General features: G+C 41.5%; 14 protein-coding genes and 2 pseudogenes. 6 read left to right on the forward strand and 10 right to left on the reverse strand.

Annotated elements, in window-relative coordinates; all coding sequences use genetic code 11:
- Window positions 1-16 precede the first annotated feature (16 nt).
- Window positions 17-508 (reverse strand): winged helix-turn-helix transcriptional regulator, encoded by a 492-nt coding sequence (locus ACFFRD_RS01540; protein ID WP_392476003.1) that lies wholly within the window; start codon window positions 506-508, stop codon window positions 17-19.
- Between the two features lie 225 nt (window positions 509-733).
- Between ACFFRD_RS01540 and ACFFRD_RS01545 the strand changes: the two genes are divergently transcribed.
- On the forward strand, window positions 734-1,960 hold the full coding sequence (locus tag ACFFRD_RS01545; protein WP_392476004.1) for a calcium-binding protein: 1,227 nt from the start codon (window positions 734-736) through the stop codon (window positions 1,958-1,960).
- Window positions 1,961-2,010: 50 nt separating this feature from the next.
- Here ACFFRD_RS01545 and ACFFRD_RS01550 read toward each other — a convergent pair.
- Window positions 2,011-2,223: pseudogene (locus tag ACFFRD_RS01550) on the reverse strand (Rid family hydrolase); the annotation flags it as partial.
- A gap of 1,100 nt (window positions 2,224-3,323) precedes the next feature.
- Here ACFFRD_RS01550 and ACFFRD_RS01555 point away from each other — a divergent pair.
- The 3 genes and pseudogenes from ACFFRD_RS01555 to ACFFRD_RS01565 all read left to right on the forward strand — a co-directional run.
- Window positions 3,324-5,621: pseudogene (locus ACFFRD_RS01555) on the forward strand (beta strand repeat-containing protein); the annotation flags it as partial.
- Between the two features lie 82 nt (window positions 5,622-5,703).
- Entirely contained in the window at window positions 5,704-5,940 is a 237-nt protein-coding gene (locus ACFFRD_RS01560; protein WP_392476005.1) for a hypothetical protein, read from the forward strand.
- 210 nt (window positions 5,941-6,150) lie between these two features.
- Window positions 6,151-6,348, forward strand: a complete 198-nt coding sequence (locus ACFFRD_RS01565; protein WP_392476006.1) for an NblA/ycf18 family protein — start codon at window positions 6,151-6,153, stop codon at window positions 6,346-6,348.
- Between the two features lie 220 nt (window positions 6,349-6,568).
- Here ACFFRD_RS01565 and ACFFRD_RS01570 read toward each other — a convergent pair whose 3' ends face one another.
- Genes ACFFRD_RS01570 through pyrC form a run of 3 tightly spaced genes read right to left on the reverse strand, consistent with a single transcriptional unit; the run spans window position 6,569 to window position 7,896 of the window.
- Window positions 6,569-6,700 (reverse strand): hypothetical protein, encoded by a 132-nt coding sequence (locus ACFFRD_RS01570; protein ID WP_392476007.1) that lies wholly within the window; start codon window positions 6,698-6,700, stop codon window positions 6,569-6,571.
- Window positions 6,697-6,831 (reverse strand): hypothetical protein, encoded by a 135-nt coding sequence (locus tag ACFFRD_RS01575; protein ID WP_392476008.1) that lies wholly within the window; start codon window positions 6,829-6,831, stop codon window positions 6,697-6,699. The genes ACFFRD_RS01570 and ACFFRD_RS01575 overlap by 4 nt, the downstream gene beginning before the upstream one ends.
- 36 nt (window positions 6,832-6,867) lie before the next feature.
- Entirely contained in the window at window positions 6,868-7,896 is a 1,029-nt protein-coding gene (pyrC, locus tag ACFFRD_RS01580; protein WP_392476158.1) for a dihydroorotase, read from the reverse strand.
- A 158-nt stretch (window positions 7,897-8,054) separates the two neighbouring features.
- On the opposite strand from pyrC, the gene ACFFRD_RS01585 reads away from it, so the two are divergent.
- On the forward strand, window positions 8,055-8,315 hold the full coding sequence (locus tag ACFFRD_RS01585; RefSeq protein ID WP_392476009.1) for a type II toxin-antitoxin system ParD family antitoxin: 261 nt from the start codon (window positions 8,055-8,057) through the stop codon (window positions 8,313-8,315).
- 494 nt (window positions 8,316-8,809) lie between these two features.
- Here the strand turns inward: ACFFRD_RS01585 and ACFFRD_RS01590 are convergent, their stop codons facing one another.
- The 5 genes from ACFFRD_RS01590 to ACFFRD_RS01610 form a co-directional block, all read right to left on the reverse strand.
- Window positions 8,810-9,352: a DUF4334 domain-containing protein gene (locus ACFFRD_RS01590; protein WP_392476011.1), complete on the reverse strand. Its 543-nt coding sequence runs from the start codon at window positions 9,350-9,352 to the stop codon at window positions 8,810-8,812.
- A 188-nt stretch (window positions 9,353-9,540) separates the two neighbouring features.
- Window positions 9,541-10,782, reverse strand: a complete 1,242-nt coding sequence (locus ACFFRD_RS01595; RefSeq protein ID WP_392476012.1) for a cytochrome P450 — start codon at window positions 10,780-10,782, stop codon at window positions 9,541-9,543.
- A gap of 380 nt (window positions 10,783-11,162) precedes the next feature.
- Window positions 11,163-12,236, reverse strand: coding sequence for a hypothetical protein (locus ACFFRD_RS01600; protein WP_392476013.1), 1,074 nt, complete (start codon window positions 12,234-12,236; stop codon window positions 11,163-11,165).
- Between the two features lie 173 nt (window positions 12,237-12,409).
- Window positions 12,410-13,867: an ATP-binding protein gene (locus ACFFRD_RS01605; protein ID WP_392476014.1), complete on the reverse strand. Its 1,458-nt coding sequence runs from the start codon at window positions 13,865-13,867 to the stop codon at window positions 12,410-12,412.
- Between the two features lie 25 nt (window positions 13,868-13,892).
- Entirely contained in the window at window positions 13,893-19,268 is a 5,376-nt protein-coding gene (locus tag ACFFRD_RS01610; protein ID WP_392476015.1) for an AAA family ATPase, read from the reverse strand.
- Between the two features lie 537 nt (window positions 19,269-19,805).
- Between ACFFRD_RS01610 and ACFFRD_RS01615 the strand changes: the two genes are divergently transcribed.
- Window positions 19,806-21,953 carry a PAS domain S-box protein gene (locus ACFFRD_RS01615; RefSeq protein ID WP_392476016.1) on the forward strand — a complete coding sequence of 716 codons (2,148 nt, stop codon included), beginning with the start codon at window positions 19,806-19,808 and terminating at the stop codon, window positions 21,951-21,953.
- The last annotated feature ends 4 nt before the right edge of the window (window positions 21,954-21,957 follow it).

Consider the following 21,957-nt stretch of genomic DNA (forward strand, 5'->3'; position numbering starts at 1 on the left):
ATTCTTTATCGCTTTTTTATTGTTCAACTACTGATTTAGAGAAAATATTGCTTAGAAAGGGGAAGAATGTAAAGAATATACAAAGCTCAGTATTTGTATGTACATTTTTCGGCAAATAATGTGATGTAATGTGTCGATATGCCCACTCACCCAATATTGCCAATGGCTCCACTAGAGAAGCCCCCAGTGGAGTAAGTGAATATTCGACTCTTAGGGGGACGGATAGATGCACCTCTCTCTCAACCAACCCATAGCGCTCTAAATTTCGCAGGTTCTGAATCAGCATTTTCGGCGATACACCAACAATCTGTTGTTTGAGTTGGCCATATCGCTTTTTGCCTTGAGTCAGCGCATAAACGATCAAAACTGTCCATTTATTGGCAATGATTTCTAGCATTTGATGAGCAGCGCATTTGGTGTCAAACAGATTCATCTTGGCAATCCGTTCAAGCGCTGGTTGAGGAAAGTAGGTCAATTGAGAATCATTAGAATCAGGATTTAGAGCCATATTTACCAAAAAGTAGCTATTGTACCAATGTGTAAATCCTTGCGGACAGATGTACTGCAATGATACGTTGCAAATCTAGATTACTGCGGGAAAACAAGATGATGAAGGGAATTTTCTTATTGCTTATCGCCTTTTAATAGATATCTGCTATTTTATTTTTCTTTCCCCTAGTTTTACCCGATTAGTTTCTATATTCAAAGTTGAAGTTTTTCAAGAGTTCTAAATATGGCAATTATTAAAGGTTCTGAGCTGTTTATATTTGGGGGTATTAGAATTGGAGATGATAACCTTCAAGGAACAGTATATAACGATCAAATGTATGGCTATAGCGGCAATGATACCTTGAATGGCGGTGGTGGTAATGATTACCTTGATGGAGGCGATGGAAACGATCAGCTATTTGGTGGATCGGGTGAAGACATCTTATTTGGCTGGTACGGGAACGATCTTCTTAATGGAGGCGATCAAAACGATCGCCTTTATGGTGAAGGAGGTAACGATAATCTCTATGGGGGTGCTGGCGATGATTACCTTGATGGAGGTGATGGCATCAATTATATGTATGGGGGTTCGGGAAATGATACTTATATTGTTTCTAGCCTTTCTTACTATAACAATGACATTGTAATAGAAAATGCTAACGAGGGAATTGATACCGTTCGTGCAAACGTTGATTACACCTTGGGAGCAAATGTAGAAAATTTACAATTGCTCGGATTAACTGTTAGAGGAACTGGTAATCAACTCAATAACTCAATTACTGGCAACGAAGCAAACAATATCTTATTTGGAGATAATGGTGATGACGCTCTTCGTGGTGCATCTGGTAACGATAATTTAGATGGTTGGAATGGTAACGATCAACTTTTTGGGGATGCAGGTAATGATGTTTTGTTGGGATACTTTGGTACTGATTACCTCAATGGAGGCGATGGAGACGACGCTCTTTATGGTGAAGCAGACAGTGATAACTTATCTGGAGATTTAGGCAACGACTATCTCGATGGAGGAGATGGCAACGATAATCTTTATGGCGATCTTTATGGGCAAAGTGGTAATGACCAACTTGTTGGCGGAGCAGGGAACGATTACCTTGAAGGTCAAGGTGGCACTGATACTCTAACTGGAGGAAGCGGACTGGACTCTTTTAAGTTCTACTATAGAGCAGATGCTGGTATTGATACTATTCAAGATTTCAATGTGTCAGAAGATACAATATACTTTAGCTCCCCATTTGGCTCTGGATTAGCTTGGGGTACTCTCAGCAGCGATTGCTTTGTAATAGGTTCGCAAGCGATCGATTATGATGACCGATTTATCTACAACAATAGTACAGGAATTCTCTCTTTTGATTACGATGGAGCTGGTGGAATGGCTCAATTCCAATTTGCACAGCTTTCTCCAGGTTTAGCTTTTAGTGCAACCAATATTTTTGTAACTCCTGCTGGTTAATTAACTCAACTAATCTATACAAATCTAGTTACGTAGATTTGTATAGATTAATTCCGCATTACCAGTCCTGCCTCTGTTAGTGCAGCATTAATGTTTTTAAAACACTGCTCTGTTTGTTTTACAACATCATCAGATATGGTCATCGAACTGTAATCAAAACCCGTGGTACCAGAAACAAAAACCCAGTTTCCATCAACAACTGCTCTCTTATAAGCAATTTCTTGCTCAAAGATAGAACCAGAAGATATGAATTGACGACTCATTTAATTGTGGAATCTCCTTCCAAATGTATCTACAATTAAACCACTATCAACCAATCGCACACCACAGACCTACACTCGCTCCCAAAGTTAACCCAAAGAGAGCCATTGCCTTAGATATGCGTTCCAGTAAGGCGAGTCGCTTCGCTCCAATTCAAAATTCATTTTGCATTTTGAATTAAAAAACCTTAGCCTTGCCAACCTTGGAGATTAACTGGTTGTAGAACCGACCACCGATGTGAAATCCTTCCCACATTTTTAGCTTCAGCCCCTTCCATCCTTGGACAGTTGGACTTTCCACTGGCGTGAGTGTTTAAGAAATATCCTGGCGGGTGGTGTCAATGACTGGTGTAGTAGTACTTATATTATTGCTGACTGACACCAAACAATCCGCTTTTTCGCCCATTCGCAATTCGCAATTGTTTTAACTGCGAATTGCGAATTATCAATTGCAAATTGGTTTGACGCTTCATCCCGATTTAACTACCGCTCGAAAATAAAGCGTAGGGATATACGTAACATTCTATATAATCTCAAGGATTGGAGAATTTTTGAGAACAAAGGTCATGTGATTGATCTGTGCTTTGGAGGCAGAAGCAGTAATGTCTGCGATCGCAAATTCTTTGGTTACAAACGCTATCCAATTGATAATAGCCTTTAGCAAGAGGAAAAAACTGTACATTAATAATACATAAATCAAAATATTTTTACGTAAATTTATCAGTAAATAATGTGAAGAATATGCAAAGATGTGTCTGGAAACAAAGACATCTAAGTAAATACGATAGTATATGGTCAGTGTCAGGTTACTACAAGCCATTCTTTTATGGCTAAATTTTTGAGAAATAGTAATATTTTCCAAAGGTGACGAAGAAAAGTATGCCGACAACATCAAATTTTAGGAGGCGTTTGTGCCTGAAACAGCACTAACGCAACTTAAACATTTTTGAGGCAGAAACAAGCCTGAAACCCATGCAAGGTAAGGAAAATACACATCGGCATATAGGTTTTAGGCTCTTTTCTGGCTACTTTTTGTTTAAGTCCCACTACAGCTATCTTCAAAACTGAAATTACTGAAAAAATCGATTGAGGGAAGTAAAAGTATGGCAAATATTATTGGAACGAAGGGTAATGATACCTTGTACGCCAATGGCGGTTACGACAACACCCTGACTGGTGGAGGTGGTAATGACATTTACAACTACGATAATACTTATTATACTATCACCGATTTTGGTGGAGTAGGTAAAGGTGTAAACCCCTCAGCAGCAGTCATTGCTGAAGTAGATACCCTAAATTTTGTTGGGAACTATGGTTTTACTGCTCGAAATCTAGCGCTGACCCAGAATGGCAGCAATCTAGAAATCACCTTTGACGTGTGGGATAGTCCCAAAATCATCCTGCAAAACTTTGCCCTGGAAAACCTAGAAAACCTCAGCAAATCTACTGATGCTACTGTCAACTTGAGCAATATCCTATTTTATGGGCAAACTAGCATCACGGATAGCTTTGATGTCTTGAATGCAAACTCTACCCAAAGTACTATTTTCAACAAGAACACAGTCACGTTCCTTAACGACCTAAACAACAATGTCAACGGTTTTGATAACTCAGATGATGTGATCAATGGTCAAGGGGGTAATGACATCATTGACGGCAAGGGTGGCAACGACCTTTTAAGGGGTAGTGCGGGGAATGATACTCTCATTGGTGGGGTGGGCGATGATACTCTCATTGGAGAATATATTAATGGGGATTACTATCCGAGAGGCAATAACTTACTCTCTGGGGGCGATGGCAATGACACTCTCATTGGTGATGCGGGGGACACCTTAGATGGTGGCAATGGGAATGACACGTTCTATGGTTATTTTGGTCGTCCCAATGGCGATCGTTACAATATGTCGATGACTGGTGGCGGCGGCAAGGATAAATTTATTTTTGAGTATGATTATACGGGCAATAGTACCATTACCATCACCGATTTTGGTGGCATTGGTAAAGGCTCAAACCCATTAGATGCGACGCTCGCCTCCTTAGACACCTTGCAATTTCAAGATGATTTTACCTTCACTGCCAGAAATCTGCTATTAACTCAAAATGGTAATAACTTAGAAATCACTTTTCAAACGGCGTTTTTTTCCAAAATAATCCTGCAAAACTTTGCCCTGGAAAACTTAGACAATTTAGCCCAAGTCGGTAATATCCTGTTTGGTGGGCAAACTAGCATCACAGACAGCTTTGATGTCTTCAATGCTAACTCTACCCAAAGCACTATTTTCAACAAGAACACAGTTACTTTCCTTAACGACCTAAACAATAATGTCAAAGGTTTTGACAACTCAGATGATGTTATCAATGGTCAGGGGGGTAATGACATCATTGACGGCAAGAGTGGAAACGACATACTGAGGGGTGGTACGGGAAATAATACCCTCATTGGTGGTACTGGTGACGATACCTTGAGTGCTGATTATCCAACAGGTGATAACCTACTCTCTGGGGACGATGGCAATGATTTTCTCTCCACCTCTGGCGCATTGGAAGGGCGCGGCAACTACGGAAGCTATTTAGCAGGCTATACGTCTGGCAATAACACTCTCAATGGTGGTGTTGGTGACGATACCTTGCGTGCAGATTATTCATCTCCATCAGCTAATAACCTACTCTCTGGGGGCGATGGCAATGATTTTCTCTCGGCTTCTGGCTTGTTAGACTTTGACACCGGATTGATTGTCACCTCTGGTAATAATACCCTCAACGGTGGCGCTGGTGACGATACCTTGCGTGCTGACTTTTCACAAGGTAATAACTCACTCTCTGGGGGCGATGGCAATGATTTTCTCTCCACCTCTGGTTCGTTTTACCAATATTATTATCCTACTTCTGGCAATAACACCCTCAACGGTGGCGCTGGTAACGATACCTTAAATGCTGACTTTTCAGAAGTCCCTAACTTACTCTCTGGTGGTGCTGGTGACGATTACTTACAGACTATTTTTTCATTAAGCGATAACCTACTCTCTGGGGGCGATGGCAATGATATCCTCATCGGTGGGAGCGGTAATGATATCCTTTATGGAGGGGATGGTAATGATACTTTTGTTTTCAATAGTTACAATGAAGGACTCGATACTATTTATGACTTGAACGCCGCTAATGAACTGATTCAGGTATCGGCTGCTGGTTTTGCTGGCGGGTTATCAACAGGTTCACTTCAAATAAGTCAGTTTATCATCGGAGCATCTGCAACTACCAGCAGTCAGCGATTTATCTATGACAGCACTATAGGTGGATTGTTCTTTGACCAAGATGGCAGTGGCAGTGCTTTTGCTCAAGTACAATTCGCACAACTATCTACTGGATTGTCACTAACCAACAACAATTTTGTGGTTGGTTAATCCGAGTTAGCGTTTTGCAAGCCAACCAAGTGGTCAGGTTTGCGGGGTGCTATTTTTTAGCATCTCGCATCTGTTTTGCTCAATGCAAAGCCTTTTGGTAAGCGATCGCAACTTTCTCACGCCATCCATTCAGTCCACTGTGGGGCATCTGTCAGCAGTTGAGCAAATCTGTCGTCTCCACATCTCAAACTCCAGCATCGCGCCTCGACGCTCACCACTCTTGCCCAAAAAAAGAATTGTATTGCCCATCTCTTCTTTTGAGCGATGGCGCTGTTTCGCCTACAGCTGGCGATCGCCAGCCGCAAGCAGAGGCGAATAATGCTTTTAAAAAGCTCTTAGTAAGAAACTTTAGAACTTAAGTTTTTACTTTGGTTGCCACAATGGAGTTGTATCAAGGTTTTCAGCAGCAGAGACAGTATTTCTAACCTACGTCGGTACGGTTTACACCCCTTCATCTTTTGTAAAGTTATCGTAACATTTATTTATATAAAACAATATTTGCTTAACTTAGCAAACTCAAATAAAAGCTATGAACCAACCCATTGAATTATCTTTAGAACAAGAATTTAGCCTGAGAACTTTTTCTGATCAAGTGGAGCAGATGTCCCGTGAACAAGCTCAAGAGTTTTTGCAGATGCTCTATAAGCAGATGATGATAAGGGAAACGACTTATCAAGAATTGCTCAAACATCAGTGGGAAGTTGGTTCAGGTTCAATCTTGAGCTAAAACAAACTTGCTCCCGTCAACTGTAGAAAGAGCCAACACTGTCAAGTCAAAGCTGCATTTTCAGCTTCAGTCCCTTCCAACCTTGAATAACAGCACTTTCCATCAGGGTGAGTGTTTGCGAAATGTCAAAGGATATGTGTTAATTACTTTTGAAGAACCGTTTTTCAACTTAATATGTCATTAATCTTTGATTAATCTCTCAAAATTAAATAAACTTGTTTCAATTGACGTAGAAACGGCGATCGCTGGGGCTGAGATCGGGTGTACGCTGTGGGTTACAGAGTTTATATTGTATTGACCGTTGAGTAACAAAAAATTGTCTGCCAAACACGGCAATCAACAGATGATTCACGCCATCCACTCCACCCAATTAGGCGCTCTGTCCACCAGTTGAGCAAATCCATCGGGGTAAACCTCCTCAAACTCAACCATCACCCCCCACCTTTCATCACTCGTCAGCGTACTGAGTAGCTCTTGTACCATGCCAGATTCTACAATGGCTGATGCACAATGCGAATGTCATACCATTTGCCATGTCATTTCCTGCCCCGCCCCCAAAGGTACAAGCCCAGATTCCATAAATGGAACTTCATCAGGAATGCGCCAAGTCGTTTTGGACAAGGTAATTCGCTCGGTATTACGCGGCAGTTGATAAAAATCTGGGCCATAGAAGCTAGCGAACGCCTCCAGTTTATCCAGGGCTTTCACGCTTTCAAATACTTCGGCATACAACTCAAGGGCGTGCAGAGCCGAAAAGCATCCCGCGCAGCCACAGGAACTTTCTTTGCTGGTGCGGGTATGGGGAGCGCTATCAGTACCTAGAAAAAACTTCGGATTCCCCGATGTTGCCGCTTGCAACAAAACCTGACGATGCTCCTCCCGTTTCAAAATGGGCAGGCAATAAAAATGGGGGCAAAGGCCGCCTTTGAACAGGGCATTACGGTTAAACAACAAATGTTGTGGCGTAATTGTTGCTGCGATGGTGTTGGCAGACAGGACATACTGCACCGCATCAGAGGTGGTGATATGCTCAAGCACCACCCGCAGGTTGGGAAATCGCTGCTTGAGAGGGATTAAATGTCGCTCGATAAACACCTTCTCGCGATCAAAAGTATCAACATCGTTATCGGTCACTTCCCCGTGCAGTAATAACGGCATGTCCACCTGCTGCATCGCTTCAAAGACGCGATCACCCTTTTGAATATCCGTCACACCGGAGTCTGAGTTGGTCGTTGCACCGGCTGGGTAGTACTTGACCGCTTTGATAAATTGGGATTCTTTCGCCCGGAGAATGTCGTCGGGGCTGGTGTTGTCGGTGAGGTAGAGCGTCATCAATGGCTCAAACTGTTGTCCCTCTGGAATGGCGGCGAGGATGCGATCGCGATAGCAAGCCGCATCTGCCACCGAGCGGATAGGGGGCTTCAAGTTCGGCATGATGATCGCGCGGGCAAACTGACGCACCGTGTAGGGCAGAACCGCTTTCAGTGCTGCACCGTCGCGGAGATGCAGATGCCAATCGTCAGGTCGGGTGATGGTAAGCTTTTGCATCCTTTCATTATAAAACGGCAACAAGGGCTTCATGAGAATAGGGGCGATCATCCAGATATGGTATGGGGCGATCGCCATATTAGAAGGGATTGGCTATAATTTGATGTCGCATGAAAACTGTGAGCTAAAATAATGAAGGGAGTTATACAGGAACGCCAATGAATATCAGTATTGACATACCTGATGAGGTGCGCGTTTATGTAGAGGCACAAGTGATGACAGGTGCTTACATTAGCATCGGCGAATATTTTCTCTCATTGGTACAACAAGACCAAAAACGCAAGGCACAAGTGAAGTTAGAAGGACTATTGAAAGAGGGTATTGATTCTCTTGGGCAGGAAGTAACACCGGAATATTGGCAGAATTTGCGTTCTACCGTTTTAGGTCAGAACAGCATGGGGAACCAAAACGATACATGAACTATCGGTTAATTGTCAAAGACCGGGCAACGCAAGATTTACGACATTTGGCAAATTATATATTGGTTAATGGGAATACGGATGCAGCAGTTAAATTCTTAATGCTGCGGAATTAACCTTTGCTTAGTTGTCAAAGACTCCTGAGATGGGAAAGGTAACGCGGTTGGTGGAATCGAGATTGGGTAAAATCCGACAATGGCGGATCAAGGATTTTCGGGATTATCTGATTTTCTATTCTTTTGAGGATACTACCATTGAAATGCGGGTGGGTATTTCATGGATCAAGAGATTTAGCAGATGTACTTAGCTCTTTAGACGAAGAATTTTAACCCAAAATAAAACCAATCCATATCTGCAATTAATCGGGTGAGCTTTGTGAGGAATGACCTACACCGCTCTCTAGTATCCTTGGAAGAATTGTTGTTGAAAGCCGTGAGCGATTTAAGGAGGTCTACGGAAAGAATCTCAGTCTCAAGCTATTTATCCGCCAAAGGCTAAAAGCATCGTTTGAGAACAAAAAAGAAAGGTTGAGCTAGGTTCTTATAATCCATAATTCCTAACACAGTATTCTTATCTACTTTTCTAAAATAATCATTGATTGGCAAATAATCATAAATCATAGTAGCCGTGACTTTGCCTCTGTACTCCATCATTCTCAGTCTGGCTTGGCTTTTATCGGTTTTGAGTAAAGAATTAATTGATCCTAGTAACGGTTTGAGAGAATTATTTTTGGGTATCGGTAACTTCAAAACCCAGTTCATTAAAGTCGGATGAGGCGCAACTGGAAAAATCTTCCCCTGACTATCTAAAAATAACAAAGGGTGAACATTTTCAGCATCTATAAATTCTTTTCCATACCAATTAGAAATTTCTAATAAACCATCCATTGGATGATTTGTATGTAGTCCAGACCCTTGCCAACGACCAAACATAAAATCTAAATTCACGGGTTCAAAAGCATCAAACAATTCTAGAGCTTTTTCTATTGTAGTTTTACCCGTTTTTAGAATTAACTGATAATTTTCTAAGGTTTCCATTGTTGTTATCCTTTTACCTATTATCTTAGCAAAACTGAGCTTTTTATACTCATTCTTTCCTATGCGAGTGCAAGCCTCTGATAGGAGATGGGAATTATGACAGGCTTACCGATCTCCTGTAAGTGCTATATAAATTCTAGTTCTATTCTTGATGAGAAATATGAAATACAGTTTTCTGATTGCCACTATCACACTTTGTCAAACTCAATATAGAGGTGCTTCAGTGTACGCATGAGTACGTTTGGTAAGTATTGGTATCCTTCTGATGCCAAGCGGATATTCTTTATCCGTAGCAGCAACCTTTTATAAGCGATGTGCATTTCCTTACGAGCAAGCATAGCACCTAAACAAAAATGAATACCATGACCAAAAGATAGGTGGTTACTTGCATTATGGCGGCGGACATCGAAACGCTCACTCTCCTGAAATTTTCTGGGGTCGCGGTTAGCGGCATCGAAACGAAGCATCACTAAAGACCCAGCTTTGAGATCGATGTCTTGGAGTTTTGTATCTTGCGTTACAACTCGCCACATTCCGGCTGTGGGGCTTTCCATCCGTAAAACTTCTTCCACTAAATTCTCTAGCAGGGAAGGATCTGCTTGTAGCAACCCAATCTGCTCTTGATTCTTTGTCAGCAACAACATCCCAGCTGTAAGGGCACTAGTGACCGTCTCATTACCTGCTACTAGTATTTGCTGAATTATACTTAGCAGTTCAGCAGTGTCGAGCGCTCGTTCTCCAGCCATCTTTGCCTGTACCAAGTCGGTGATCAAATCATCTTCCGGCTGTTTTTTGCGTGACTCAATGACATCATGAAAATAATGTTGGAAAGCAACAACATCTTTAGCACACTCGATCTCCTCCTCTCTAGAAAGTAGATGACCTAGACGCGCAATAAAAGCATCAGACCATTTTTTGAACTTTGGCAGATCCTCTGGCGGCACACCTAATTGTTGAGCAATAACTTTGACAGGTAAAGGGACGGCAAACTCACTGACAAATTCACACTTGCTCCTCGTGATGAAACAGTCAATAAGTTCATCAACAATCTGCTCAATCAAATTATGCATTTTGTTCACACGCGACGAGCTAAATGCCTTATTCACTAGCGCTCGGAATCGCTCGTGTTCTGGCGGGTCTGCTGTGAGCAGGGTGTTCATCTGAGGCCAACCTTGAGCAGAGATTTTCTGCAATTCATTATCTTGTTCTTCAATGCCTGCCAGTAAAGTAGAGAAATTGCTGGAGAATACTCCTGTATCTTTAAGGATTTCGTTTATTAAGTCATAGCTGGTAACAAGAAAGAGCTTGGCATCAGTTCTGGGACTTGGTAGTTCCATAATTGGTGCTTGCTCCTGAGCCAACTTGTAAAATTCATAAGGACACACAAGCAGTTCTGGGTCAAAGAAGTTGTAATCCGACAGATGCTTCATGCTTATAGTGGTGGTTAGTAATAATTTGCTTTGAGTCACTGTCAAGTTAACAAGATCATAACAGTTTAAGGGCAACCTCTAAAGCCTTATCTTATCTGCGGGATTGCATCCTTGACCAAACGCTAGTAGTCTGCCAACCCAAAAATGCTGCGTGATGGCTGGGTAAAGGGTAAGAGGTAAGGGCTTTCTCCCTTTCCCCTTCCCCTTTCCCCTTTACCCCGCCAAGTTTACTTGGCGAACTACTAGGGCTACGCTAATGTTCCTGGGCGGACGAATGCACCTTGCTAAGATCACCCCATACACTCGACCCAATCACACAGCACAGAAGTACATCTGTCAGCAAAGTTAACAGCAACCTGCCACTGCCCCAAGTATCCATTTCATATTGGCTCACCATCAGCAACCCCAACAGCCTCGCCAATTTTGGAGACTAACTCACTGTAGAATTGACCAGCACTGTCGAGTCCTTGGCGCAATTTCAGCTTCAGCCCCCTCCATCCTTGGAAAGTCGGACTTTCCACTGGCGTGAGTGTTTGAGGAATATCTTGGGGAGTGGTGTCAATGACTGGTGTAGTTGTACTTATATTATTATTATTATTATTAGTGACTGACACCGAATCACTTTGAAATACTTCATCCCGATTTAACCACTGCCCAAAAACTGAATCACGCTGATCATCAGGTGCAACAAACTGGTAAACGCACTCTCGATTTTCACGCTTACCCAATCGACCAACGTAATTCAACCTCAAATCAATCTTCGCAAGTAATTTCTGTGCGATCGCCACCGGGGTCAGTTTCTCCGATATGCTGACATTCAAGTAATTTTTGATAACGTGCCGATGCGTTACAGCCAGTGCCTTAAATTCCTGCATCTTCTCGTCGCTGCCACGTAACTGAACGTCTGGCGTGAGAAACTGCAATAGATTCAGATTTTCGAGTAACAGTACAGCAGGTAATAGCTGCCCCTTGTTAAAATCTGGTTTCCAAACTGAATTCTCCCCAGCCTCTAATTGCGCCTTAGCCCGTTTCGCATCACGGTTGGTCAAAAACTCTCGCCCTAGCGTCAAATAGTAGTGCATTCTCAGTTGAGGATACCAGCCGTCGTCATCTTTCTCTACCAAATCAGGGGTAACATCAACTTCATAACGACGGGATAATTCAGCCTTACGCTGCTGGTGTCGTTCAGTTTTAGTTTTGGCAGGTTTGTCTTGCAGCTTCTTGAGTTCAGCCCCAGAGAGTTCATCAGCTTGTGCGATCGCTTCACACTCCGCAGCATACAACTCAACAGATGCCGCCTTAACCGAGTCGATTACTGCCCCACTTTCATCATCTGATGCATCGTCGGCATCAATAATGGTGTAGCCATCTTCGACCAAACCCGCAAGCACAGATTCTCGATAACGCCGCATTTCTACGTTGATGACAAAACCACGTTTACCCCAAGTCTGCAATGACTCCGGTTGAAAATTCTAGTCAATAAAGCTGTAATCGTCATTGTCTGCCGCCGACAATAGCGTAATGTTCGCTTGTGTCGACGTGTTGACTTCTGAGCAATCCTTCTATCGTTGTAGACAAACCCAGTTGTGAGAGATACTGCCCCAAAATCCACACAGGGTACTCAACTTTAAATAAAAATATCGATTACAAACTCTGTACCTTTGCCTGGTGCGGAAGAGCAGGTTAAATGACCTCTATGTTGTTCCACTACAATCGAGTAGCTAATCGATAATCCCAAACCCGTACCACTGCCCACAGGCTTGGTGGTAAAAAAAGGATTAAATATTCTCTTAAGTGTTGATTCATTCATGCCTAGACCATTGTCAGCAATGCGAATCAGCACTCTATCAGGAGGAGAAATTTCAGTGCGAATGCGAATTGTCGGGAGGGAAAATGTTTCACTTGTGATTCCCCACTTGCTAGTCCCCATTTCCAAAGCATCAATTGCATTACTCAAGATATTCATAAATACCTGATTGAGGGCACCGACATAGCAGTTAACCAAAGGCAGTTGACCATATTCTTTAATCACGGCGATCGTTGGGCAATTAGCATTAGCTTGGAGCCGGTGTTGTAAAATTAACAGAGTGCTTTCAATGCCGGAGTGAATGTCTACTGGCTTAATTCCCGCTTCATCTAAGCGGGAGAAGTTACGCAGTGATTCAACAATATGTTTAATACGCTCAGTTCCAGCTCGCATTGAGTCGAATAGTTTAGGTAAATCCTCCATTAAAAATGGTAAATCAATAGACTCTGCTATAGTTTGGATCGCCTCCACTGGAGTAGGATAATTTTCTTGATAAGTTTTGATGAGTTTTAACAGAGACTGCACATAAGTTTCTGTATGAAACAGGTTGCCATAAATGAAGTTTGTCGGATTGTTAATTTCATGAGCAACGCCTGCAACCATTTCTCCCAAAGACGACATTTTTTCTGCTTGAATTAGTTGAGCTTGAGTTTGTTGAAGATGGTCTAGGGCTAGGGTTAGTTCAGAATTTTGGTTCTCTATTTTGAGGATATTACCGTAGGAACGAAGGGAAGAAATCACGACTGTAATCAGCTTTTGTCGTGTCAGTTCTGTTTTGAGCCGATAGTCGTTAATATCATAGTCCAGAATCACTGAGGCTTCCGGCGCTTCTCCAGGCTGACCTGTGCGTAAAATAATTCGTACTTGGTGGTTGTGCAATTCTGCACGAATATACTGAACCACTTGCAATCCAGCATTATCTGTTTCCATAACGACATCCAGCAAAATTAACGCTGTATCGGGATGTGTCTGGATTAAGTACTTTGCTTCTGTAGCAGAGTGGGCATGGAGAAACGTTAGAGGTTTACTTTCAAAAGTGCAATCTTCGAGTGCCAGAATTGTGGCTCGATGGACTAATACATCGTCATCCACAATCAAGATTTTCCAAAGTGCTACAGGTGTTGGTGGAGAGTTTGGAACCGCTTGGGAACCCCTATCAACTTCATTGATTGGTTGTCCGCCATTGTCATCTGCAAAAATAAACGTATCATCATTGTCTGCAAAGACAAAAAAAGCATCAGTTTCTGAGTTGGAAACCCTTTGATTTTCGCTGGACATACTCGCTCATCCCTAATTCTGGCGTTCATGGAGTAACCTGTGGCTCAAGTGGAAGGGTTACTATAAATAGAGTTCCCTTCCCCACTTCGCTTTGCACATTGATTCTTCCCCGCAATTTTTGGGTGACTAGATTGTAGACAATATGCAATCCTAGTCCTGTTCCACCGCGATGCCTTGCTGTGGTAAAAAAGGGTTCAAAAATGCGGCTGTGATACTCTTCAGGAACACCACAGCCATCATCACGGTACTGAATAATGACTCGCTCGGCTTGCTGTAACACATGAAAGTGCATTTCCCCAGCTTCTTCGGGCTGATATGCGTGCATGAGAGAGTTCATCACCAAATTGGTGACAACTTGTGCCAATGCTCCTGGATAAGTGCTAATGGTTACACTATTATCGCCAGTTATAGTTACTGTATGTAGGGTTTTTCTTAAATTTGGTGCCAAACTAAAAAGCGTTTCTTCCAGATAAAGTTTAACCCTAATAGTGCGTCGCTCCAGGTTGGTTTGATCGACAGCAACCTGTTTGAAACTTTGCACCAATTCTGCGGCACTATTAAGGTTTGTCAAAATAATATCTCCACATTCTTTAGCAATGTTCAGGTAGTTGGTTAAATCTGCCCGTTTCAGCTGTCCCTGCTCAACTGTTGTGATGAGAGCGGTAGTTTTATCAATCAGGGTTGATACCAGTGTGATGCTAGTACCAACAGGGGTATTAACTTCATGAGCAACCCCTGCTACCAAGCTACCTAAAGCAGCCATTTTCTTGGATTCTACAAGCTGATCTTGAGTCGTTTTGAGTTCTTCTAGGGCTTGGGAAAGTTGTTGAGTGCGATCGCTAACTTTCTGTTCAAGAGTATTGTAGAGATTAGCATTTTCAATCGAAATTGCAGCTTGGGATGATAGGAGCTTGACAATTTCCAACCGATCTGATGTAAACGCTTCCGTAGCCAGGTTATTTTCCAGATATAAAATTCCCAGTAGTTTACCCTGATGCACGATGGGATTACACAATAGGCTCTTGGGCTGGTGCTTTGTGATATAGAAATCACCCATCAGAGTCATCTCTGTTCTGGTATCAGCGATCACAAGGGATTGTAGACTGCGTTTGACAGTGTAAATTAGATTAATAGGAACATCAAAACTTTGATCTATTGGCAGTGGTGGCCCAATGCTGGGTTCAAGTCCAAGTTGAGCGATCGCTTCTACTCGTAATTCATTCTCTTGCATCAACATCAACACACATTTACTGGCTCCAGCATTAGTGATAATTGCATTGAGTAAGGCTTGGAGCAATTTGTCTAACTGAATCTCGCTAGAAAGGCTCTGGGAAGCTTTGAGGATGCTGGCAAAATCTAAGGCTTCAGAGATAGAAGTGCTACTGGAGCTAGATGTTTGCGTCGGTTGATGAATCGTGCGGGCAGGTATAGCAAAAGTTTCTAAGGGTTGGAGAGTGAATTGCTTTTGTTGCAGAATAGATTGTAGTAATTCAGGATAACGTGTTTCCAGGTGATCAATTTTAGCTTTGGCATCCCAACGAGCGTAGCAGTAGTAGGCTTCTTGGATATAGGCTTGGGCCACCTTTTCTTTGCCCCACTTGAGGTAGAATTTGGCTGCTAATTCATTGCTAAGTGCTTCTTCGTTGAGGTAGGCGTTTTCTTTAGCTACTGCAATGGCGCGATCGTAATACTCCATTGCTTTGAGTGTATCTCCCATCACCCGCGCTATCTCTGCTTCAACTAAATCATATTTATGTTGGTAATTACTTCTAGCAAAATCAGCCCAGTAGCGCATGAGTTTTTGGTTGGTAGCTACTTGACTTAAGCAATCTTCCTTTTGATTCTTATCGCGCTCAGAATACCATGCAAGTAAGGACAAAGAGTAGTAAAAGTTATGTCCGGCAACAAGTAGTGGGCCAAAGGCTCCATCTACAAACTCAATGGCTTGCTCTGCATTAGTTATAGCCTGTTCATACTTTTCAAAGTTATAAAGTACAATTGTTTTAGCTACATAGGTGGCAAATAGTGATTGATGATTATGAGTTTTATGAAAATGCAGTAGCATTTCCGTCTCATTAAAATCAGTACCAGTCAATTGAAAGTGGTCAGAAGTTTGTCCGAGGAAGTTTAAAGTGAGTTGTCTCCAAATCTGGGCATAATCAAGACAATGCTTTTGTTTGAAGTTTAAAAGTAAATCAATATATTTTGCTTGCCTTTTATCAACAGAATTTAGAGGTTCTCCAATCAGGAATAAATGCGTACACTCAGCCATCATTGAATAGCTAGCGTATTCAATGTCTCCGACCTCTAGGCCACACTGCATACCTTCTCGTAACAATTGAATAGTATTTCGACCATGCTCCTTACAAGCACAGATAAAAACACCAAAGAGCATATAAATTTTGGAACTGAGTTCTTTAGCGTGGTATTGCTCTAGTAGCTCTAGAGATATCTGACCTGAGTGATAAGCAGTGTCTATATCTTTAATTACAGCAGACAGAAATAAGCCATAAATACCATAGACATAAGCAGCCAAGGATGAATGTCCCTGCTCAAGGCAAAGATGGTGCATTGTCAGCGCTACTGATGGAAACATCTCCGGTTTTACATGATGAACAGGAGGAGTAATGCTAATGAGCAACCGCAGTGTAGCCAGAGATTCAGGATTGCTCATTTCTGGAATATTAGCTAAACTTGTCAACTCTGGTAGTCGCTTTAAATAATTCTCCTTCTCTACATCAGGTAATATCAAGAAAATTTTTAATTGCTCTAATGCTTTTAAACCTGTTTCAATAGCTTGAACTTGCTGATCTTGAGCGATATAAATTTGAACTTTTAGCTCATAGGTCTTAATTCTGTCCAACAGATGCGTGGTTTGCTGCAATATCAAATCTGCTAGACTGATAGCTTGTTCAAAGTGGGTGTTTAAATATTCTGCTTCTGCGACTTCTTCATACAGCGCTAGTGTCAGAGCATACTGATTTTGCCATCTGTCTGCTGCAAGCAGTTTTATTCCTAGCATTAAATACTGAACCGCAGCAGTATAGGCAGTGGAAGCCTTAGCTTTTTGTCCTGCTAATAGATTTAACTGAGCTAGTTGATTACGTTCAGTCTGTTGAGTAATTAACTCCCAACCCATGTTCAATTGACTAACAATCTGAAAAATATTTTCTTGTTGCTCATTTGCAGAAAGATTTTTTAACAGTAGCTGTCCCAGTTTTAAGTGAGTAGTTTTTTTCTCATCTTCAGGAATTAAAAAATAAGCAGCTTGTTGCACACGGTCGTGTAAAAACTTATAAGTAACTGCTTGTGAGCCTTGTTGAGCGATTATCTGGCTTTCTCGATCCACATAGAATTTATAAACTTCAGTTTGAGGTAAAATTAACCCCTCTTGTAAAGCTTTCCAGATAGCTGTTGCGGTTTGGGCTTCTGACATTTGGGGCATATTCTGAGAGCTTGCGCCTTGCGCGATTGCCAAGGTAGCCAAGTCAAATTCATTACCAATGCACGCCGCTAATTTCAACACATCCTGCGTTGCTGTTGGCAACTTTTGCAACTGCAATGCCATGAATTCAACAACATCATCCGTTATAGCTAACGCTTTCACTTGAGGAATATCACACTGCCAATTTCCTCGCTCAAAATCAAACTGTATCAGTCCATCTTCATGCAGTGCTTTGAGAAATTGCGTGCTAAAAAATGGATTACCCTGGGTTTTTTGATAGACCAGTTGAGTTAATGGTTGTGCGACTTCTTCTGAACAACTGAGAGTATCGGCAACTAATTGATTTAAACTCGCTGTACTCAACGGTGCTAATGTAATAATGTTAATTGTAACTTTGGCTTTAACAATCTCTTCTAGTGTCAACATCAAAGGATGAGCAGCAGTAACCTCATTGTCACGGTAAGCTCCAATTAATAATAAATACCCCCCATCCAAATTATCCATCAACAACTGCATTAAATTCAAAGATGCTGAATCTGCCCATTGTAAATCATCTAAGAAAATCACCAGAGGATGTTCTTTGGTAGTGAATACTTGGATAAATTTTTGAAATAGTAAATTAAACCGATTTTGTGCCGCAGTTCCAGATAAATTGGGTGCAGGTATTTGTTGACCAATAATTTGTTCTAGTTCTGGAATTACCTCAATAATAACTTGCCCATTATCACCCAGCGCTGCTAATATTTTGGTTTTCCAAGCTGATAATTGATTATCAGTTTCACGGCTCAATTGTCCCATTAAATCTCGAAACATCTGTACAAAGGCAGAAAAAGGAATATTACGATTAAATTGGTCAAACTTACCTTTGATGAAATAGCCACGTTGTTGGGCAATCGGCTTATGAACTTCGTTAATAATCGCTGTTTTCCCAATACCAGAAAACCCTGCGACTAACATCAGTTCCGTACTTCGGCTACGCTCAGTAAGCATCTGATGATTAGTAACACGGTCAAATGCTTCTAGCAAAGTTTTGACTTCCTCTTCCCGACCATAGAGTTTTTCAGGGATAATGAAGCGATCGCTAACATCCCGTTGCCCAATGGGAAAACTTTCAATTTTGCCCGTTTGCTGAAGTTGATGCAAGCAAGTTTCTAAATCATATTTCAGCCCGAATGCACTCTGATAGCGGTCTTCGGCATTTTTCGCCATCAATTTGCTGACAATTTCTGAGAGTATCGGTGCAATTTTTGGATTAATTTCATGTACCAAAGGTGGAAGTTTGGCAATATGGCAATGCACTAACTCCATTGGCTCGTTTGATTGGAAGGGTAATTCCCCTGTCAGTAACTCGTAAAAAGTTACACCTAGAGAATAGAAATCAGTACGGTAATCTATGCCACGATTCATTCGCCCGGTTTGTTCCGGTGACAAATAAGCGAGTGTTCCTTCTAACACATTGGAACTTTTCAGGGTTTGGGTTTCTCGTGGTAGGAGAGATGCAATACTAAAGTCAATAAGTTTGATATCACGAGTTTCTGGATTAATCAGAATATTGGCAGGTTTAATATCTTTGTGAATAATCTGATGACGAATGAGAATATCTAATATATTGCACAGCGCGATCGCTAAAATCAAAAATTCAATGACAGTTGGTACAGTTCCCCATTGCTTTAGGGAAATTCCCCCAAAATCTTCCATTACCAATGCATAGCCATTCTGGTACGTTTCCAAGCTATAGGTTTGAATGATTCCAGGTAAGTTGAGATTTTTAGCTATGGTGTACTGATTGCGAAACGACAAAAGTTCGATGAAACTGGGGTAAGGATTTTTCAGCAGCTTAATGACCACAGGCTTTTGGTCAGTCTCTCGAACTGCTTGATAAACCAAGGTTCTAGAACCGTTGTAGAGTTCTTCACTGACTTGATAGCCGGGAATGGTAACTACACTGCTAATCATAATTCTTTTGAATTTTTAAGACCTTAGCATTTAGTATTCCCAGATTCGCCCCCATCAGTGAGAGATTAAGGTAATTGCATTTTTTCAAGAGGGCGCAGCCCAAAGAGACAAATCTCGCCAGCCGAGCGTAATATTTGACCTGCTCCCACCAAGAATCACTGAGTTCTACCTCTGTGTCCATAACCCCGGATTATTACTTCCATCTTCATTAATGGCGGATGTGGACGGCGATGAAGAAGGCAGGGGTGCAGGAGAGCAGGGGTGCAGAGGAGATACTTATACTAATTTTCCTCTCTGCGTCTTTGCTCGTCTGTCCCTCTGCGTAATTTCAATTCCATGCTGACTCTGTATTTTATCTGCGGAAACCGCATCTCGTTCAAGTTACTCTTAGGGACGTACTTCTACCTTCAGAATTGCTCTTTTTTCACTAAGATTTCCAACAGACAGATATTATTAGAAAGAGGAATGTTAGATTACTTAAAAAATAGGGAATCCTAGATTTAAGTACCAAGCAAATATATTAGTCAGTTAGACAGGATGAACTTTCAACAGCAAGGCATTCAATCCAGTAACAATTTTTCTGTAAACCAATTGCTAAAAGTTGATGAAGTTAGTAGAAATGGTCAGAAAATTGAACATCAATTAGCAGAGCCAGATTTTAAACAGTTGCAAGATAAATTTTTATTACTTATAGAACGTAATCCTTTGCCTTTAATTGAGTGGAATACAGCATTTCAAGTAATACAATGGAATCCGGCTGCTGAACAGCTATTTGGATACAGCAAAAGTGAAGTACTGGGTTGTCAATTACCAGAAATAATTGTGCCAGAGAGTGAGAGAGTAGAGGTCATCAAAATAATGGAGTTATTAATTGAAGAGAAAGTTGGAGGTAATAATCTCAGTAAGAATCTGACAAAAAATGGAACAGTGATTATTTGTGATTGGTGTCACACTCTGATAACTAACGTTGATGGCAAGGTAACTAGTATTGTCTCAACAGTACAGGATATTACAAAAGTAAAGTCTTTTGAAAGCGCTCTGCGCGAAAACGAAAAGACCTATCAGCAAATTCTTGATGCAATTACAGATATGGTACTGGTTAAAGGTGCTAAATCTCGGATTATTTGGGCAAATAAGGCATTTCGTGATTATTACGGGATGAGTGAGTCACAGCTTCAAAATATGATTGATGCACCTTTCAGCGAACCAGATCATACCCTGCAATATATCAAAGATGATGCTTACGTATTTGAAAGTGGACAGACCCTAGAAATTCCCCAAGAGCCAGTAAATCGGTACGATGGCGAAGTACGCCTATTCCATACAATCAAATCTGCGATCCGTAACGAACTGGGTCAAGTGATAATGACTGTTGGCGTATCTCGTGATATTAGTGAGCATAAACAAGCCGAGAAAGAACAGGCGAAGTTGTTGGCAATTCTAGAAGCAGCACCAGACTTTATCAGCACTGCTGACTTAACTGGGAAGGTTCTTTACTTTAATAAAGCAGCTCGCCGAATGTTAGAACTGGGGGAAAAAGAATCGCTTCAGGGGAGAAATTTGTGCCAAAATCATCCGAAATGGGCAAATGAAATTATCCAGAATCAAGGATTACCACAATCAGTTCGAGTCGGTGATTGGGTCGGGGAAACGGCTCTTTTAAAAGCAGATGGGCGAGAAATTCCCATATCCCAACTGATTGTTGCTCACAAATCACCTGATGGAGAAGTTGAATATTTCTCGACAATCGCAAGGGATATCAGCGAACTCAAAGCAGCGGAAGAAACTTTACGGCAAAAAGCGAAAGATTTAGAGCAAACTCTTAAAGAACTACAAAACACCCAAGCTCATTTGCTCCAAAGCGAAAAAATGTCCTCTATTGGTCAATTGGTTGCGGGAGTGGCTCACGAAATGAATAATCCTTTGGGCTTTATTGCTGCCAGTATCAAACAAGCTAAACCCACCTTTGATGATATTGTTGAACACTTAAAGCTTTATCAAGAAAAGTTCCCCACTCCCGGAGATGAAATTCTCATCCATGCTGAAGAAATTGACTTGGAATATAGCTTATCAGATTTACCCGAAATGATTGATTCGATGACGATAGCCTGTGACAGGCTGAAAAATATCAGTACCAGCCTCCGCACTTTCTCCCGTGCCGATAGAGATTACAAAGTACCATTTAACATTTATGATGGCATTGATGGTACGATTATAATTTTAAAACATCGTCTCAAAGCCAATAACAGCCGTCCAGCAATTGAAATAGTGACGAACTACAGTAACTTACCTGAAATTGAATGCTCTCCAGGACAATTAAATCAGGTATTTATGAATCTAATAGCCAATGCTATTGATGCCTTGGATGAATCAAATACAGGTCGGAGTTTTGAGGAGATTAAAGCCAATCCTAATCGGATTACAATTACCACCTCATTGAAAGAAAAACAGGTTGAGGTGAAAATTGCTGATAATGGGGTGGGGATGAGTGAATCAGTCAAGCAAAAAGTATTTGACCATTTATTTACCACCAAAGGTGTTGGTAAAGGAACAGGATTAGGATTAGCGATCGCTGGGTCTATTGTTGTAGAAAAACATGGCGGAACTTTGAATGTGAATTCTACCTTGGGTGTTGGAACAGAATTTGTGATTACCTTACCGATTCTGGCTCAGGCTCAAAGTTAACTTG

The sequence above is a fragment of the Nostoc sp. C110 genome, assembly GCF_043099725.1.
Classification (GTDB): domain Bacteria; phylum Cyanobacteriota; class Cyanobacteriia; order Cyanobacteriales; family Nostocaceae; genus Nostoc; species Nostoc muscorum_A.